The sequence below is a fragment of the Halorientalis sp. IM1011 genome, assembly GCF_001989615.1.
GTDB lineage: Archaea > Halobacteriota > Halobacteria > Halobacteriales > Haloarculaceae > Halorientalis.
In genome coordinates this window covers 233,496-249,776 of record NZ_CP019068.1, presented here as the reverse complement: position 1 = coordinate 249,776, position 16,281 = coordinate 233,496, and the positions used below count along the sequence as shown (strand labels likewise).

Below are 16,281 nucleotides of genomic sequence, written 5' to 3'. Positions count from 1 at the left end.
ATAATTGGAATCTATGCAACACGAGATCACCGAGCAGGGCCCGCTCTTGGACGACTCGGGACGGCTCGTCGAGCGAGGGTGGGCACGAACACCCATTCGCCGGTACGACCGGGACGATATCGCTCCCGGGTGGTGGCGCATCAAGGAGTGGGATTACTACGCCGTTCTCGGGCCGTCGTTCGGAGTCGCGATCACAGTCGCGGATCTGGGCTATCTCGGTCTGCTCTCCGCCTCGTGGCTCGATTTCGAGACTCATCAGGAAGTGGGTGACTCGGAGATCGTGCCGCTCCCGCGCGGGAACTTCGACTTACCTGCGCACCCGGAATCTGGGGCCGTCCGCCTCGAGCGCCGAGGCGTCGAAGTCGAGTTCGTCCCCACCTCGGACGGTCGGACGGTGAGTCTCGATTACCCCTCCTTCGACGACGGACGCGGTCTGCACGTCGACCTGACGCTGGAGCGGGACCCGGAGGTCGATGCGGTCGTCATCGTCTCCGATTGGGAAGCGAACCGGCGTCGATTCTACTACAATATGAAAGACCCGGCGCTACCCGCTCGCGGTTCGATTACACTCGGGGACCGGGCTGAGGACGGAGACGAACCCGAACTGTTCGGTGTCCACGACTGGGGACGTGGTGCCTGGCCCTACACCAGCACGTGGTACTGGGGGGCCGGTGGGACCCGCCTCGACGGTGTCAGGGTGGGGTGGAACTTCGGGTACGGCTTCAGTGACCGCGAGCAGGCAACCGAGAACGCCATCGTCTACGACGGGACCGTCCACAAGCTGACTGACGTTGAATTTCACTTCGACGACTACACGGAATCCTGGCAGATCACGAGTCCCAACGACCGCGTCGACATGCACTTCGAGCCACTGTTCGACCGCGACGACGTAACCAACCTGGGGCTCCTCAAGACCGTCCAGCACCAGGTCTTTGGCCACTACTCGGGTTCGCTCGTCCTCGACGACGGAACCACGCTCGAGATTGACGAAGTCGTCGGATTCGCCGAAGAAGTACAGAACCGGTGGTGAATTGTCTCTGAGCCAATTCCGATTCTTGAATCCAGTCCTGTATTTGGGGTTACAGATGCAAGGTTTTTAAACCATAATCAATAACCATTATCAATGGTCGATCGCCTGTTCGAGGCGATGTCCAATACGCAACGACGGCGAGTCCTCGTAGCACTCCTAGAACGCGACTCGCGGGAGGATGTACCGATTCCAGAAGCAGTGCACACCGGGGAGAAAACGTTGACCGGACTTCGGCGAGAGATGCACCATTCCCATCTTCCAAAATTAGAGGCCATGGGGTATGTTCGTTGGGATCAGGATTCTCAAACAGTCACACGGGGCCCGCAGTTCGAGGAGATCGCACCACTCCTCCAATTACTCCTGACCAATGAAGATGCACTGCCCGATGAATTTCCATAGTCGAGGTGATTGGTCGTCAGCAGGTCCAGTAGTGGTGGGGAGAGGGCGGTCGGCTTCGGTTGAGTGGCATTCGGATCACTCTCAGTATACAACTATCGAACAATGACATACATTGCAAAAATAAACATCGGCCGTCCGGTGTTCCACGAGGCGTTGCAAACGGTCCCCGACATGAGACTTCACATAGAAGATGTCCATAGATTGCGGGATGATCAGGAGCGATTCATCTTTTGGGCGGCTGGTGATGATTTCGAGACGTTCGAAGCTGCGCTGGCTGGTGACCCGTCTGTCGAGTCCTTTTCTCGTCTCAACCAGTTCACAGACAGGCGCTTGTATCGTGGAATCCTTTCAGAAGACGGACTGGCCAATTCTCTGTATTCGATCGCCGGAAAACGAGACATCGTCCCAAGAAGTGTCACACTCGCGGCTGAAGGGACGGAATTTCTGGCCCGGTTTCCGTCTCGGGAGGCACTGATTGCCTTTCGAGATGCCGCTCGTGAGCGCAACCGGGATTTCGAGTTGCACAGCCTCTACGAAGAGAAGCCAATGGAGAACGACGGTGGACGTACCAATCGATATGGTATCACGGATGCGCAACGAGACGCCCTTCTCGCTGCCCTAGAGCACGGCTATTTCGCTGTCCCACGACAGACGACGATGGAAACCATCGCCGATGATCTCGGCATCTCGACGTCTGCATTGTCATCTCGCCTCCGGCGTGGCCAGCAAGCGTTGCTCCGTAATACAGTGGTTCAGGACACTCACTTATAAAGGCTGAATTGAGTGAACCCGGGAGTACTCCCCCGTCGGTCTCGTAGTAATTAGCGATGACAGAATGCCAACCCCACACAGACGAACTGACTGAAGAGGAGTTTACCTACCAGGCACCGAAGGAGGACTCGTTGTCCGAAGCGGTCATTCACGCTGTCTCGGCGTTTACCGGCCGCAAGCCCGTTTCAGCAAACCCCACCGGAACGGCGGGGGACGAGCTCGACTCGCTATTCGATACGATCGATCCTGACGCCTTGGACGCGCTCTTTCAGACAGCAGGGGATGGAGAGTCGATGGTCGGAACGGTCGAATTCTTCTACTGTGGCTGTGAGGTGACCGTCGATAGTACCGGATTCGTGATTGTGACGAAGAGGTAGCTCCTGATACCTTCGAGTACGGAGCCACGGTTTTGCGTGTTTTTGGCAAAACGCCGGCCACAACGGTAGCTTGGACCAGATCGAGTTTTCGTTTTGTAGAGCGGGAAGAAACACAATAGCAGTTGATGAACCTCAGTTGGAACTTAGTCTGGCTATTTCATCAAACTAAATTACTATTGTACTTCCTGAGGTATTCGGGGTTATCCGTGTAGAGTCGACAGTCTATAACCGGAGTACAGGGCTGATCTACGGTCTCAGGACTGTCGGCAGACAGCACATGTTGTGGTCGGGGAGACCGCGATCTGTCTCGATGGCGAACGCTACTTGCTGTCGCCGCGGGCGGTCCCCGGCCCGAACGGATCGGCTCATCTGGTGCGTATACAGGCCATATCTAACGCTCGCACTCTCCGGATCGTTGCTGAGATCCGGGAGATACGACGGCGACAATACTGTGTGTGTCGTCGATGGGACAGACCGATGAAACAAGCCCGGCGACGACATGTCCTCGATTCAACGGCGAACGACACGGGAATCAGAACGGCAGCCAACATATATCTTGTATGGGGGGAACGCTTCACCTATTTGTTCTCGAACTATTGTAGAAACATCTACTGAGAAACTCTTACCGAGTTGTGGACATTCGCTTCTCGCCCTCGAAACCAACTGCGGGTCTCCCAGGCCCAACGAACCGGGTGGTACCACTGCGACGGCCGATGTGTTGAGACCTACGTTCGGAGGAGTTCCCGAAGGCTCTGTTCGAGGACGGTCGCACCAGTAACGGCTTCGTCGAGGACCACGTGTTCGTTATCGCTGTGGGCCTGTGCGATCGCTCCGGGTCCCCAGGTGATCGCCTCCATGTCGGCATCGTCGACGAAGTTCCGCATGTCGGTGGCGATCGTGAGTCCGTACTCGTCGGGCGGGACGTCGGCTACGTCGCTGGATCGCTCTCGGAACACCTCGGCGAGTCTCCCGTCCGACGGGGCGCTGGCCGAGTCGTACGTCCTGGTCCGCCGCCAGGTCACGTCACTCGCAGTGTCGGCCTCGACCGCCGAAACCAGGTCGTCGATCTCGTCGTCGACGTCTTCGACGGCTTGCTCGGGGCCGAAACGGCGATCCAGGGCGATCGTCGCCCGGCCGGGGACGACGTTCTCCTTGGTTCCCGCGTCGAGCATCGTGAGGGTCGCGTGTTCGGGGCCGACGAGGTCGTCCGTTCGCTGGCTGACCGTCCGCCCGTAGTCGCGGAGTCGCTCGAGCAGCGGCAGGACTCGCACGAGCGCGTTCTCCCCGTCTCCGGGCTGGCCGGCGTGTGCCGACTCGCCGCCGACCTCGAACTCGTAGTATGCACACCCTTTGACGCTCGTCGCCGTGCGCAGTCCCGTCGGTTCCAGCACGATTCCGTAGTCGCCGTCGTATCCGCGGTCGAGCAGCGTTTTCGTGCCGGGTTCGGCCGCCTCCTCCCCGATGGCCGCCTGGACGACGATCGACCCGGGGAGGTCGCCGGCGTCGATATCGGCCTTGAGCCGGGCGGCAGTCACCATCGCGATGGCCAGTCCGGTCTTCATATCCGCAGCACCGCGACCGTACAGGTTGCCGTCCCGGACCTGGGGGTCGTAGGGGGGCGAGTCCCACTGCTCGCGGTCGCCTGCCGGGACCACGTCCATGTGCCCGTTCAGGACGACCCTCGGTCGGCCGTCGCCGATCTGAGCGACGATCTGGGGCCGGTCCGGGTATGGTTCTCTGACGACCTCCGTCCGGACGTCACGGTCGTCGAACCACGCCTCGACGTATCGCGCACAGGCGCGTTCGTTTCCCGGTGGGTTCTCCGATTCGATACTCACGAGGTCCGATATGAGGTCCTGGAGCGCCGTTCGAGAGGGCCCCCCGTCCTCGCTACGTTCCGGTGTGACCATTGGTCGGGGGACGAGAGCTGTGGCTGGGGCGCAATTCGAATCGCTGTCTCCGCCGGCCGTCGGGTTCGGAGGTGTGCATACGGGTCCGTTCGTACTGCTCTCGCGGCTCTCCAAAATCTTTATCCCCTCGGGTGGAACGATTGAACGCATGGAGCAACTGGAATTCGACATCGAGGGACAGACCTTCACAGCCGACCTGCTGGTCGACGAGGCACCGCAGTCGATCGAGGCGATTCGGGAGTTCCTCCCGCTCGAGTCCCACCTGATGCACGTCCGCTGGAGCGGACACGCGACCTGGGTGAACATCGACGAGATCGAACTGCCGGAGATTCCCCGCGAGAACCACACGGTCTACCCGTCCCGCGGCGACATCCTGCTCTACCCGGGCTATCGGAACGAACAGGAGATCCTCGTGCCCTGCGGCCCCACGTGCTTCAAGAGTCCGGCGGGGGAACTCGCTGGCAATCACGTCGCGACGCTGAATGCGTCGCGGTCGGAACTCGACGAAATCGAGCAGTCCACGCTCGAAGACGGGATGAAAGACATCGTCATCCGCGAGGTCTGACCGCCGCGACGCCCGCGTAACGCGCTCGAACCGAGTTCGGCAGAGCGACAATGCTAACCCTCACGATTTCTAGAGGGACAGTATCGGCAGTAGTCGACAGCAACAGACATGACCGGAACGATTCACCAGTACGTCGACGCGGATCGACTTCGGACGAATATCGAACGCACCGCCGAATACGGGACCATCTCGGACGTGGAGGGCAACGGGCGAACGGTCCTGACCGGCACCGAAGAGAACAAACGCGCCAGGGAGTACTTCGTCGACCGGCTCGAGGACGCGGGGCTCGACGTCCGCGTCGACGGCGTCGGGAACATCGCCGGCCGATGGGTACCGGCGTCAGCCGAGCGGACCACGCCGGCCGTCGCGACGGGGAGCCACCTCGACTCCGTCCCCGAGGGCGGGATTTTCGACGGGGTGCTCGGTGTCTACGGGGCTCTGGAGGCCGTCCGTGCGCTGCAGGAAGCCGACGTGGACCTCGAACGGCCGATCGACGTCGTGTGTTTCACCGAAGAGGAGGGCGCGCGGTTCTCGGACGGCGTTCTTGGCTCGTCGGTCGCCAGTGAGCAACGCACCGTCGACGAAGCCCGGTCGATGGCCGACGACGACGGCGTGACCCTCGGCGAAGCCCTCGAAGAGATCGGCTTCAGCGGCGAGGGCCGCATCGACGCCAGCGGATGGGACTCCTGGCTCGAACTCCACGTCGAACAGAGCGAACGGCTGGAGGACGCCGGCGTCCCCGTCGGAATCGTCACGTCGATCACGGGGACCGTCCGCTGTCAGATCGAGATCGCCGGCGAGGCCAACCACTCCGGCTGTACCGCGATGGACGACCGACGGGACGCGCTGGCCGCGGCCAGCGAGATCGTCCTCGACGTCGAAGCGGCGACCGAGGAGGCCGTCGACGAGCACGGCGAGACTGTCGTCGGCACGGTCGGGAAACTCGACGTCGCACCGAACGCGATCAACGTCGTCCCGGGCCGGGTCGAACTGGGCGTGGACGTCAGGGACGTCGAATCCGAGCCGATGGAACGGATCGTCGGCGACATCCGGGAGTCGCTCTCCCGGATCGAAGACGAACGCGACGTCGTGACGACGTTCGAGCGGCCGTACAACATCGAACCGATCGCCATGACGGATCGGTGTCTGGACGCGTTGCGAACGGGGGCCGCAGACTCGGAGATCGAGACGCTGGATCTCCACTCCGGCGCGGGCCACGACACGATGCACATCGCCAAGGTCACCGACGCTGGGATGTTGTTTGCCCCATCCCGCGGCGGCATCTCGCATAGCCCACGCGAGTGGACCGACTGGGACAACTGTGCGGAAGCCACGCAGGTGCTCGCGGCCGGCCTCGCGGATCTGGCTGCGGATTGAGAGAGTCTCACCGTTATCGCCGCGGGCTCTGGTCTCGCTACCGCTGTCCGCTCGACGACGAGCGCAAACGTCGCGAAAATGCTTCTCGCCCGCTCGGGCCGATGGCGAGCGTCGCTCCCGGGTCAGTCCGCGTCGGGAGTCGAGCGGGCACCGGCTGCCGGTGCCATGTACGACTTGACCCGATCGTCGAGTGCGAACTTCGTCAGTAGCAGGTAACTGGCGAACCCGACCGGGAGGCCGATCATCCAGCCCATGTCGAGATACGGGAGGCTGACCACGGTCCCGAGGACCATGCTCACGATGCCGGTGACGGAGAACCCGCGGACGAACCAGAACTTCGAGTCGGCGCTCTTGTCGTAGAGTTCGTCGACGTCGGTCTCCCGTCGCTTGACGATCCAGTAGTCCGCCATCAAGATTCCGATGATCGGGCCGAGGAAGGCGGCGTAGAAGCTGATGAACGTGTAGAACAGGTCACTGGTGAACAGCATCCAGGGGAACGTGGCGACCGAGAGGACGCCCGTCGCGACCACGCCCTGCTTCCAGGAGACGCCGAAGGTGTCCTGAAACACGTTCGCGGGCGGCAGGATGTTCATCGTGAGGTTCGTCGAAATCTGTGCGAGGACGACGAACAGCAACATCAACGAGCCCAGAATGGGGTTCGGTGCCACTTCCATGACGGCCTCGATCGGGTTCGGGTTCCCCGCCGAGACGCCGAAGAGGATGCCGATCAGCATCATGAACAGATACGGGGGAATGATGCCGATGATGTGGCCCAGCACCTGATTGCGGGCGCTCCCGTTCCCGCTGACTTCGAGGTGTCTGGTGAGGTCAGACGCGTTGAGCGCGCCCGTGATGACCTGGCCGACCATGACGGAGATGACGGCGACGAACTCCCAGCTCCAGGAGCCGCCGTACGTGATGACCTCGGTCGGGATCCCCTCCGTGGAGAGGACGATGTAGGCCGTGTAGGTCATCAGGACGATGATGACCCCGGAGGCGACGAAGTTGAACCACTTGATGGACTCGATCCCGTACCACGCGAGGATCACGTTGAGTATCAGAAAGAGCGCGAAGTACACCCAGACGTTCCCGAAACCCCAGAGCGTCGTGGAGATGGTCTGGATCGCCAGCGCGCCGATCCAGTTCCCGATACCGAGCCAGGCGATGGCGGGCGTGATCCGCAGATAGTTCGGTATCGTCGCGCCCTTGATACCGAACGCGGATCGCGTCTGCATGGCGAAGGGGATCCCCTCCTCGTATCCGGGGAAGCCGTTCATGATGAACAGGCCGGAGAGAATCAGCGTGCCGATGGCGGCCGCCAGCGTCACCTGTAACAGATTCAAGCCGCCCTGCGGATAGACGGCGAAAAAGGCGACGGCGAACGACTGGACGACGATGAGCGACGACCACCAGACCGGTGGGTACTGCAACAGGCTCATCGTCCGTTCGCTCCACGGAATCGGTGCTAGTCCTTCCGGCTTGGAATCCTCACTCATGCGACATCACTGGCACACCTTGTACCATGATAGTAGGATTGTAACACGACCCTGTTTAATACTTTCTGTTAAATGATGATGGTTTTCGGCGGGATTCCTGCCCGTTCGGTCGGTCGTGATCCCAGACCGCATCAGCACGGCGGCCTGCGTCTGATGGTCACACTTTTCTTGATTCGACTAATCGGCTAGCACGTGACCGTTGATCTAATCATCTCCAACGGGACTGTCGTAACTCCGAATCGGTGCTTCGAGGCGGACGTGGCCGTCGACGACGGGACGATCGTCGGGATCGGCGATCGGGCGAACTTCGTCGAAGCCCGTGAGGTCGTCGACGCCTCGGGACAACTGGTGATGCCCGGCGTGGTCGACCCGCACGTCCACATCGACGGCTACCTCTCGATCGACCCGTACGAGGAGGGGACGAGTGCGGCGGCACTCGGCGGAGTAACCTCCTGCGTGAACTTCGCCTGGGAGGCCTGGCTGGGCGACCTCAGCATCTGGGAGGAGGAAGGCACGCTCCTCGAGGCCGTCGAGCGACAGAAACGGAAGGGAGCGGACTCGCTCATCGACTACGGGCTCCACGGCGTCATCACGCGCGAGGACCCCGCCGTGTTCGACGAACTGGACGCGGTCATCGAGGAGGGCGTGACCTCGATCAAGATGTTCACGGCCTACGAGATCGGGCTCTCGAACGGGTTCATGAACCGCGTCTTCGAGGAGGTCGCGGACCGTGACGTCGTGGCAGTGCTGCATACGGAGGACGCCTCGGTCTGTAACGCGTTGACCGAACGGCTCAAGGAGGAGGGTGCGACCGATCCCGCGGAGTATCCGCGCGCTCGCCCCGACTACACGGAAGCGATGGCCGCGGAAGACGCCGTCCGCATGGCCCAGGAGGCCGGGGCGAAGTACTACGGCATTCACACGACGTGTGCGAAGGCCGCCGACGTCCTCGAGTCGTTCCAGACGGACGGCAGCGAGGTTCGCGGCGAGACCTGCACGCATTACACCGCACTCGACGAATCCGCCTACGAGGAGCAGGGGACTCTGGCCATCCAGGCCCCGCCGCTCCGGACCCCCGACGACCGGGACGCCATGTTCGAGCACCTGCACAACGGTGCCCTGAGCGTCGTCTCCACCGACCACGTCGCGTTCAAGCGTGCGGACAAGGAGGTCGAGAACTGGTGGGACAGCTCCTTCGGTGTCAACGGCCTCCAGACGAGTTTGCCGGTGTTCCACGACGAAGCCGTCAACAAACGCGGCTTCTCGTACCCGTTCCTCGTCCGCGTCATGTGTACGAACCCCGCGCGGACGTTCGGACTGCCCGGCAAGGGCACGCTCGAACCGGGGACCGACGCGGACATCGTCATCTTCGATCCGGACGAGGAGTACACGATCACGGCCGACGACAACGCCTCCGTCGCGGACTACACGATCTACGAAGGTCGTGACGTGACCGGCCGCGTGAAGAAGACGTTCCTGCGCGGGGAACTGATCGCCGACGACGGGGAGATCGTCGCCGAACCCGGCTACGGGGAGTTCATCGACCGCGACATCCCCGACTGGGCCCCGGACGAACGATAACGAACCGATCGACAGGTCGAGACGGCGGTTCTACCCTTTTTTCTTCCATCTGCATCGCCGGTGACGACAGTAGACCAGGGAGTGACTGCGAACCGAAGACCGCTTTCTGCTGGTCTCCAATGCAGTCGATTTGCCATCTACGTGCTAGCAACCGATTCACATAGTGCGAATATATCAATCAAAAAGAAGTTGGTGCCACGATTTAATTCCCCCAGCAACTTCGCTATCGGCGGCTTTCGACCGTACATAACTGGCACAGCCCACTGTTCGCGAGACGTGAACAGACGCGTATCTTGTTTATAAGCGTGCTCGGCTGAAATCGGCCGTCCGATCGGTCTCTCACTCGATCTCTGCGCCATTTATATATCGAACCGCACATCCGAATATCTCCATATCAATGGCGGCCTCGAACCGCCCGATTTTCCGTGTGAAGACGCTCACTGCTGTTCACACATACCGAACACTTATAATTCCGGCTCCGCTGGTTTCGGCCAATGACGGACAATCGCGCGCGGCCGGTCAAGACGACGGAGACGTCGATTGACATCGTCCGGGAGATTCAACGGCAGAACGGCTCGACGGTGACGGAACTCGCGACGGCCCTCGACCTGGCGAAGAGTACGGTCCACAATCACCTCGCGACCCTCGTCGACGCGGGGTATCTCGTCGAAGAGGAGGGACGGTATCACGTCGGACTCCAGTTTCTGGAACTCGGCGAGCACGCCCGCAATCGGCGGGATATCTACACGCCGGCCAGAATCCAGGTGTACCGCCTCGCCGAATCCACCAACGAGGAGGCGAACTTCGCCGTCTCGGAGAACGGGAGTATGTATTCGATCGAGTACGTGATGGGGGACTCGAATCCGAGTAACCCCGCCGTTGGGAGCACGTTTCTGCAGGCGGGGAGCCGATTCAACATGCACAACTCCGCGTCGGGGAAAGCCATCCTCTCGGAGCTCTCGACGGAACGGCTTCACGAAATCGTGGATCGCCACGGCCTCCCGGCGACGACCGAGAACACGATCACGGATCGGGAGACGCTGATCGAAGCGATCGAAACCGTCCGCGAACAGGGGTACGCGACGAACGACGAAGAACTGGAGACCGGATACCGATCGATCGGTGCCCCAGTGACCCGCTCGGATGGGACGGTCGTCGGAAGCCTCTCCATCGGTGGCCCGGCCTACCGATTCGATCTCGCCGGGTCGTCGATCGATCGGTCCGTCGATATCCTCCAGAACGCCGTGGACGACGTCGAGGCGGAGATCGCCCAGCAGACGCCCCCCGACGAAACCTGACGTTGCCACAGTCTGCCAGACAATGGGATGGTTCTCTTGCTTCGACGGCGTACTATGGACGGCCGACTCGATCCCTCGGCGGATACCTGCCCCATAGAATAACGGACATAGTACTGTTATTCACTTCACCGTTCAGCAGGCCGTGCTGTCAACCCACGTTCAGCCATTACCGAATGACTACCATCAGACAGCAGATACTGTCTGAAGCGACACGGAACCAGCAAGTTACTTACGCAACCCCTCGGGTGCTGACTAACTGAGAAAAGACATGAATGGTCAGATAACAATGAATAATAGTATAATTATACTTGATGTGTCGTTTGAGGCGGCCGGCAATACCAGCTCGACGTGAACGACACCTTTGTGCCACGAATGGCGTGCAGATTTATCCGATATCGAACACCCCCAATCTGTCGTCGGCAGTTGCTGAAAAAGGCAATCGAGATGTCAAAAACCGCGCCAACAAGCTACTGGGGTGAGTGAGGACGTACAAGAGCCGTTCCAGACCAACCAGAATGAGAACAATTGGAGGTAGCCGCCGCATTGTCTGCATCGATCACGCAACGAAACTGGTGGATAAAAGCGATGTTCCGCGTAGCGCCCCGTTACCCCGGAGTCGATCGACTTGCTCGGCCAGCGAAATCGAGCAACTTCCTGTATTCGATCACCGAAGACGCAATCGTTATCTCTACCAGATCAAGTAGTCTGTTACCGAAGATTACTCAGAATATACCATATTTCATAGATACACTGTAATACTATGTGATGGAGTATTGATACGGGATGGTCAGACGGTGAGACAGTCGACAGAGACGGAACTGTCCCACCGCCTTAACCAACAAATCTATGGGTGGTTGTTCCGTGTTGGTTAACAATAGAGTACCCAATGTCTTACGAACCTCCGACCCCACCGGCAAGCCTCTCGTCGGAGATTGTCAACACGCTCAACGAACTCCCCCCAGAACACCTGCGGGACGTTGCTCGCTATGCCGAAGAGTTGGCGGAGTACAAAACTCGCGAGGATCGTCTCGAGGGGGAATCGGACGAAAATGTGGCCGCAGAGCGGCCTGACGATCTCCCGAACGACGTCCCTGCAAAGGCAACGATCACGATCAAGGAGATCAACGACAACCGCTACTACTACTGGCAATGGCGAGACGGAGATCGGGTCAGGTCCAAATATAAAGGCCCAGTCGATCCAGACGAGTGAACAGGATGATCAAAAATCGCCTCGAGCGCCGCAGGTCACCGCCATTCATCGAGGACTGCCGTATTGGACGTCGGCATCGCGAGCCAGCGGTCGTCCTGGGTCGTGTCTGCGATGACGACGTGTGATTCCTCGTCGAACTGATCGATCGCTGCGACCACAGTCCCCGGTTCGCGATCGCGCTGACCGACTTCGTTCGTCGAGTCCTGCATGTTTAGAATATTCGACCAGGCATGGATGAATGTACCGGATTAGGACTATAGTCTGCCTATATAGACTATTATATTCGTAAGATGATTACAGATGTATATGATTTTGCTGTACAGATGGAACAGACAGATAGGAATCTCACAGTCATCCCTCGCTGTCCATCGTATGCGTTGGGAATCGTGTAGTTGGATGGCCGGTAGCGACGTGGAGAAATACGGTCCGTTGGTTCGGTCGAATTTGAGTGGCACGAGGAAAACGCTCACAGCGTTAGCCGGTGGAGGTGCTCAGTCGTAGTAGCTGAGTCGTTCCGTAACCGTCGCAAATGCGACGTTCTGTCGCACATCTGCGATCTCGATCTCCACACGTTCGCCTTGCTTCGTGTCCGGCACGATGACGACGTAGCCACGGTCGACTCTCGTGACGCCATCGCCCTGATCACCAATATCCTCGATCTCGACGCGGCGAGTCTCCCCCTCTTCGACAGGGGGCGTCTCATTGCCAGATGGTTGGTCAGGCTCCGGAGATTGCTGGGATGGGGCGTCTGAATCCGGTGACGGGAGAAGTGCCACTCGATACACTGTGTTCGACTGCAGCTCGCCGAGTTCGATCTCACGGTCAGGGACTTCGATTACCGGAGTCCCGTCCTTCGTCGTAATCGATGCCGAAAAGAGACACTGGATTTCTTCAGGAACGTTCATCTTCGGGTCTTCTTGGGAACCTAACGGGCAGGCCATTTCACTGTACTGGCTAGAGCAGTAGCATCCGGTGACCAAACTACTTAACCAACAGATGGAACTTGCCGCCTTCGATGTTGGTTAAGATCGCGAGAATCTAGAAGCGTCTGTCTCGCGAGTGTCGGTGTTTCAACTGGGAGTGCAACGAGAGAGGAGACACACACCCCTCGTCCAGAGTGTAACGGGAAACAGGTGGGTGGGGGTGAGAGCTGACGAACGAACGGTCTATAACGAGAAGCAGGGCAGATTTCAACGGTAGAGGACACAGTAACCGGAATTCGACCGATCAAACCAGCGTTGACGAAAGGAGTGATTCAGTTGCAGTCAGACGAATCCCGCCTTTGTCTTTTTGGAGTGCTGAATGCACTTGGGGAAATATTGGGAACACTAGGTAATAAAGCTTCTAGACAATACTAAAAAATATTGCAAGAGTTGGCTAGAAGGCCGTGTCTACGCTGGTCAATACTTGTTCCAGCAGGAGAGCTCGTGATCTTCGGGATATCGGACGGTACGACTATCTTCATGGCGTTCCTTCTCAACGGACCCAACCCCTCCCGTTTGGGAATACACTCTGGACGAGGGGTGTGTGGGCTCGACTAAACAATTCACAACTCAGTGCCAGATAACCTGTCCTCTCAGTAGTGGAGGTATTTGCAATCACCTACAGGGTCGCTCGATGTACCGAGCACTTCCCAGCTGACCGTCGTTGCCATCGATCTGCTTCGAGAATACACTCTTGACGTGGGGTGTCTGTACTCTGTACTCTATCCTGCACCTGTGACCAGCGTGATCCTTCTAATCGATTAACTGCACCGGTGATACACTCTTGATGAGGGGTGCATACCGTGTGTCAGATGGTGTGTTCACTGACTCTCCTCGAATACTAGTCCCGAGTGGATTTTACACTCTGGACGAGGGGTGGTGGGTTTGTCTCCGGACAGGTCTCCAACTACACTCTTGACCAGGGGTGGGTAGTCTCGGGACGGGAGTCGGCGATACACTCTGGACGAGGGGTGTGCCACTGTCCGTGTTCGTATCCAGCACACCTACTCCTCCCGTCGTTTCACTCGGGACTGCCCCAACATATTCTGCAACTGATTCGGAGTCGAGAAAACTGCCCGTCCGGGGAAACGTCTGATTTACACTCTGGTTCGGGGGCGAACTATTAAGGTCCCGGCCACCACGATGTAAGATATCTATGACCGAGGAATCGTCTCAGGAAACGAAGATCGACGATCGGTTCGAGGATCCCGCCGACGATCCGCTCTTCAATCTCGACGAAGACGATCCCGATCGGACGGACATTTTTGCCCGTAAAGAACTCCTCAAGGTGGGCCACGTTCCCGAGAGTGCCCGCATCGTCGGTCGCGACGAGGAGATCGAGGCCGTCGCCGCGGAACTCCGACCCATCGTTCGGGGAGATCCGCCGAACAACGTGATGGTCTACGGGAAAACCGGGACCGGGAAGTCGCTCGTTGCACGGCACGTCACCGAGCGTGCGAAACGAGCTGCGGAATCGAACGACGTTCAGGTGGGGACCGTCTATATCGACTGCGCCCAGCACAACACCGAGACCCGGGTCGCCCGTGCAGTTACCCGGTCGCTCAACGACACGCCCCACACCGAGTTCGAAATCCCGCGCTCGGGGATCGGCAGCGGGGAGTACTACGACTATCTCTGGGAAATTCTCGATACAGCGTTCGAGTCGGTCATCATCATCCTGGACGAAGTCGATCGGCTCGACGACGACGATATCCTGATGCAACTCTCACGCGCCCGCGAATCCGGGAAGGCCGACTGCCATCTCGGTGTGATCGCCGTCAGCAACAAGATCGAATACCGGGATCGGTTGAACGAGCGGGTCAAATCGAGTCTCCGCGAGGAGGAGTTCGTCTTCCAGCCCTACGATGCCAATCAGCTCCGGGATATCATGGAGCATCGTCGCGACGCCTTCTACGACGACGTCCTCTCCGACGACGTCATCCCGCTGACTGCGGCCGTCGCTGCCCAGGAACACGGCGACGCACGCAAGGCGATCGAGATTCTCCGCCACGCCGGCGAACTCGCCGAACGGGACAACGCCGACACCGTCACCGAAGAGCACGTTCGCGATGCCCAGGAGTGGGCCGAAATCGACCGGTTCGAGGAACTCCTCCGGGGTTCGACGACGCAGGTCAAGTTCATCCTCTACTCACTGGCGCTGTTGACCGAGGAAAACCCCTCTACCGATGGGTTCTCGACCAGTCGCATCTACGAGCGGTACAAACAGACCGTCGACAAGGTCGATGCGAACGTTCTCAGCGAACACCGAGTGTACGAACTCCTGAACGAGCAGGCCTTCCTCGGCGTCGTCGAGTCGACGCGGACCGGTGGCGGCCGCGGACAGGGTAGTTATCTCGAACACCGCCTCGTACAGGATACCGGGATCGTCCTCAAATCCGTGCTTCGAGATAGCCGGCTCGAAGATCTGGCCTGAGAGGAGGCATCTGTCCTGAGAGGTGGCTTGACGGCTCCGCATCCTGGTGAATCCACACCCCTCGTCCAGAATGTATTCGGCCACGGCAGTTCGATTGTATGGGTGGCGGGTAGTGCTTAATAGCAGGAAATGGAATTTCCGCTATGGTCTATGTGGCCGAGTTCACCATCCCGCCAAGTTCGTTTCCGTTCGGCAAGACGCTCATCGAAATGCCGGACATCGAAATTCAAATCGACGAAATCGTTCCGACCGACGAGTCGGCACTCCCGTTCTTTTGGGTTCGAGGGTGTGACCCGGACGAATTTATGGAATACGCCGAACGTGAGCCTGAGGTCAAAGACACGCGTGAAATAGAGACCTCAGGGAACGTGGCCTTGTTCCGGGCAAAATGGACGCCAAACGCTGCCGTGGTCGAGGGGCTAAAAGAACTGGATATCACGATCGTCGAGGCCCTCGGGACGACGAATCACTGGGAGTTCGAGGTCCGGGCGGAAGAGCAGGACAGTCTCACTCGGTTTCAGGAAGTGTTCGAAGCCGAGGGGATCCCAATCAGTCTGAGCCGCCTGTATTCGCTCGAGGATCTCATTGATGGGGAACACAGGGAATTAACGCAGAATCAACGCGACGCCTTGCTGATCGCGTACGAAGAGGGTTATTTTGACAAACCACGGACGACAACTCAGGATGAGCTGAGTGAACAGTTCGGAATCTCCCGTCGCGCCTTCTCGGAGCGTCTCCGCAGAGGGACCCGCAATTTAATTGAGGATGCGCTGCTCCCTGACACTGGGACGTAACCTATCGGTGGGTCTGAAGGGGACATACCATTCCCGATGGTAGGGGGATTCTTACA

Annotated in this window: 15 protein-coding genes; 11 read left to right on the top strand and 4 right to left on the bottom strand. The window is 59.3% G+C overall.

All coding sequences use genetic code 11. The annotated features are described in order from the left end of the window. Nucleotides 1-13 precede the first annotated feature (13 nt). The 4 genes from BV210_RS18710 to BV210_RS18695 all read left to right on the top strand — a co-directional run bounded on the left by BV210_RS18710 (nucleotide 14) and on the right by BV210_RS18695 (nucleotide 2,577). The gene (locus tag BV210_RS18710; RefSeq protein ID WP_077208302.1) at nucleotides 14-1,030 is read left to right on the top strand and encodes a DUF2804 domain-containing protein; all 1,017 of its coding nucleotides are present in this window, start codon (nucleotides 14-16) and stop codon (nucleotides 1,028-1,030) included. A gap of 93 nt (nucleotides 1,031-1,123) precedes the next feature. After that, nucleotides 1,124-1,429, top strand: coding sequence for a hypothetical protein (locus BV210_RS20090; protein WP_077208300.1), 306 nt, complete (start codon nucleotides 1,124-1,126; stop codon nucleotides 1,427-1,429). A 102-nt stretch (nucleotides 1,430-1,531) separates the two neighbouring features. Continuing rightward, nucleotides 1,532-2,200 (top strand): helix-turn-helix domain-containing protein, encoded by a 669-nt coding sequence (locus BV210_RS18700; RefSeq protein ID WP_077208299.1) that lies wholly within the window; start codon nucleotides 1,532-1,534, stop codon nucleotides 2,198-2,200. A 56-nt stretch (nucleotides 2,201-2,256) separates the two neighbouring features. Beyond that, a complete protein-coding gene (locus BV210_RS18695; RefSeq protein ID WP_077208297.1) occupies nucleotides 2,257-2,577 on the top strand; it encodes a HalOD1 output domain-containing protein in 321 nt (106 codons plus the stop codon). 725 nt (nucleotides 2,578-3,302) lie between these two features. On the opposite strand, the gene BV210_RS18690 is transcribed toward BV210_RS18695, so the two are convergent. Further along, the gene (locus tag BV210_RS18690; protein ID WP_077208295.1) at nucleotides 3,303-4,487 is read right to left on the bottom strand and encodes a M20 family metallopeptidase; all 1,185 of its coding nucleotides are present in this window, start codon (nucleotides 4,485-4,487) and stop codon (nucleotides 3,303-3,305) included. 148 nt (nucleotides 4,488-4,635) lie between these two features. Between BV210_RS18690 and BV210_RS18685 the strand changes: the two genes are divergently transcribed. Further along, nucleotides 4,636-5,052, top strand: a complete 417-nt coding sequence (locus BV210_RS18685; RefSeq protein ID WP_077208293.1) for a DUF3830 family protein — start codon at nucleotides 4,636-4,638, stop codon at nucleotides 5,050-5,052. A gap of 108 nt (nucleotides 5,053-5,160) precedes the next feature. Beyond that, nucleotides 5,161-6,429 (top strand): M20 family metallo-hydrolase, encoded by a 1,269-nt coding sequence (locus tag BV210_RS18680; protein WP_077208291.1) that lies wholly within the window; start codon nucleotides 5,161-5,163, stop codon nucleotides 6,427-6,429. A 122-nt stretch (nucleotides 6,430-6,551) separates the two neighbouring features. On the opposite strand, the gene BV210_RS18675 is transcribed toward BV210_RS18680, so the two are convergent. Then, complete coding sequence (locus BV210_RS18675; protein ID WP_077208290.1) at nucleotides 6,552-7,925, bottom strand: NCS1 family transporter; 1,374 nt, start codon at nucleotides 7,923-7,925, stop codon at nucleotides 6,552-6,554. Between the two features lie 192 nt (nucleotides 7,926-8,117). Between BV210_RS18675 and BV210_RS18670 the strand changes: the two genes are divergently transcribed. The 3 genes from BV210_RS18670 to BV210_RS18660 all read left to right on the top strand — a co-directional run bounded on the left by BV210_RS18670 (nucleotide 8,118) and on the right by BV210_RS18660 (nucleotide 12,014). Next, entirely contained in the window at nucleotides 8,118-9,506 is a 1,389-nt protein-coding gene (locus BV210_RS18670) for a dihydroorotase family protein (RefSeq protein ID WP_077208288.1), read from the top strand. A 494-nt stretch (nucleotides 9,507-10,000) separates the two neighbouring features. Then, nucleotides 10,001-10,804 carry an IclR family transcriptional regulator gene (locus tag BV210_RS18665; RefSeq protein ID WP_077208287.1) on the top strand — a complete coding sequence of 268 codons (804 nt, stop codon included), beginning with the start codon at nucleotides 10,001-10,003 and terminating at the stop codon, nucleotides 10,802-10,804. 886 nt (nucleotides 10,805-11,690) lie between these two features. Next, a complete protein-coding gene (locus BV210_RS18660; protein WP_077208285.1) occupies nucleotides 11,691-12,014 on the top strand; it encodes a hypothetical protein in 324 nt (107 codons plus the stop codon). 35 nt (nucleotides 12,015-12,049) lie between these two features. Here BV210_RS18660 and BV210_RS20405 read toward each other — a convergent pair whose 3' ends face one another. Both BV210_RS20405 and BV210_RS18655 read right to left on the bottom strand, forming a co-directional pair. Next, nucleotides 12,050-12,223 (bottom strand): hypothetical protein, encoded by a 174-nt coding sequence (locus BV210_RS20405; protein WP_172824936.1) that lies wholly within the window; start codon nucleotides 12,221-12,223, stop codon nucleotides 12,050-12,052. A 282-nt stretch (nucleotides 12,224-12,505) separates the two neighbouring features. Then, on the bottom strand, nucleotides 12,506-12,919 hold the full coding sequence (locus BV210_RS18655; protein WP_084802732.1) for a TRAM domain-containing protein: 414 nt from the start codon (nucleotides 12,917-12,919) through the stop codon (nucleotides 12,506-12,508). A gap of 1,234 nt (nucleotides 12,920-14,153) precedes the next feature. Between BV210_RS18655 and BV210_RS18650 the strand changes: the two genes are divergently transcribed. Next, nucleotides 14,154-15,431: a Cdc6/Cdc18 family protein gene (locus tag BV210_RS18650; protein WP_077208283.1), complete on the top strand. Its 1,278-nt coding sequence runs from the start codon at nucleotides 14,154-14,156 to the stop codon at nucleotides 15,429-15,431. Nucleotides 15,432-15,574: 143 nt separating this feature from the next. Continuing rightward, nucleotides 15,575-16,225 (top strand): helix-turn-helix domain-containing protein, encoded by a 651-nt coding sequence (locus BV210_RS18645; RefSeq protein ID WP_077208281.1) that lies wholly within the window; start codon nucleotides 15,575-15,577, stop codon nucleotides 16,223-16,225. Nucleotides 16,226-16,281 lie beyond the last annotated feature (56 nt).

What these genes read in the sequence shown, in the direction of transcription:
- BV210_RS18710 (WP_077208302.1), top strand. Translation starts at nt 14, where the DNA reads ATGCAACACGAGATCACCGAGCAGGGCCCGCTCTTGGACGACTCGGGA.
- BV210_RS20090 (WP_077208300.1), top strand. Translation starts at nt 1,124, where the DNA reads ATGGTCGATCGCCTGTTCGAGGCGATGTCCAATACGCAACGACGGCGA.
- BV210_RS18700 (WP_077208299.1), top strand. Translation starts at nt 1,532, where the DNA reads ATGACATACATTGCAAAAATAAACATCGGCCGTCCGGTGTTCCACGAG.
- BV210_RS18695 (WP_077208297.1), top strand. Translation starts at nt 2,257, where the DNA reads ATGACAGAATGCCAACCCCACACAGACGAACTGACTGAAGAGGAGTTT.
- BV210_RS18690 (WP_077208295.1), bottom strand. Translation starts at nt 4,487, where the DNA reads ATGGTCACACCGGAACGTAGCGAGGACGGGGGGCCCTCTCGAACGGCG.
- BV210_RS18685 (WP_077208293.1), top strand. Translation starts at nt 4,636, where the DNA reads ATGGAGCAACTGGAATTCGACATCGAGGGACAGACCTTCACAGCCGAC.
- BV210_RS18680 (WP_077208291.1), top strand. Translation starts at nt 5,161, where the DNA reads ATGACCGGAACGATTCACCAGTACGTCGACGCGGATCGACTTCGGACG.
- BV210_RS18675 (WP_077208290.1), bottom strand. Translation starts at nt 7,925, where the DNA reads ATGAGTGAGGATTCCAAGCCGGAAGGACTAGCACCGATTCCGTGGAGC.
- BV210_RS18665 (WP_077208287.1), top strand. Translation starts at nt 10,001, where the DNA reads ATGACGGACAATCGCGCGCGGCCGGTCAAGACGACGGAGACGTCGATT.
- BV210_RS18660 (WP_077208285.1), top strand. Translation starts at nt 11,691, where the DNA reads ATGTCTTACGAACCTCCGACCCCACCGGCAAGCCTCTCGTCGGAGATT.
- BV210_RS20405 (WP_172824936.1), bottom strand. Translation starts at nt 12,223, where the DNA reads ATGCAGGACTCGACGAACGAAGTCGGTCAGCGCGATCGCGAACCGGGG.
- BV210_RS18655 (WP_084802732.1), bottom strand. Translation starts at nt 12,919, where the DNA reads ATGAACGTTCCTGAAGAAATCCAGTGTCTCTTTTCGGCATCGATTACG.
- BV210_RS18650 (WP_077208283.1), top strand. Translation starts at nt 14,154, where the DNA reads ATGACCGAGGAATCGTCTCAGGAAACGAAGATCGACGATCGGTTCGAG.
- BV210_RS18645 (WP_077208281.1), top strand. Translation starts at nt 15,575, where the DNA reads ATGGTCTATGTGGCCGAGTTCACCATCCCGCCAAGTTCGTTTCCGTTC.